The organism is Streptococcus sp. SCPM-O-B-15304 (M98) (assembly GCF_058200215.1).
Map to the genome: position 1 here is coordinate 1 of NZ_JBYQGQ010000042.1, position 444 is coordinate 444.

The 444-nt window shown below is 37.6% G+C and carries 1 protein-coding gene; it reads right to left on the reverse strand.

What is annotated here, in order from left to right; genetic code table 11:
* The coding region (locus AC3E7H_RS09955) for a transposase (RefSeq protein ID WP_490676512.1) at positions 1–444 on the reverse strand (444 nt) is incomplete at both ends.

Below are 444 nucleotides of genomic sequence, written 5' to 3' on the forward strand. Positions count from 1 at the left end.
AGTCTGAAAAAGAGGATGAACCTGTTTAAGATTGTCCTCAATGAGTCCGAAAAATTTGTCTGGCTCCTTGTTCTGAAAGTGAAAAAGCAAGAGCTGATAGAGATTATAGTGGTGTCTCAAGTCTTCTGAATAGCTCAAAAGCTTGTCTAGAATCTCCTTATTTGTTAAGTGCATGCGAAAAGTAGGGCGATAAAAACGTTTATCACTTAGTTTACGACTATCCTGTTGAATGAGCTTCCAGTAGCGCTTGATAGCTTTGTATTCATGGGATTTTCTATCAAATTGATTCATGATTTGAACACGGACACGACTCATAGCACGGCTAAGATGTTGCACAATGTGAAAACGATCTAGAACGATTTTAGCATAAGGAAAAAGCTGTTTAGCCAAGTTATAGTAAGGACTAAACATATCCATAGTAATGATTTTCACCTGACAGCGAAC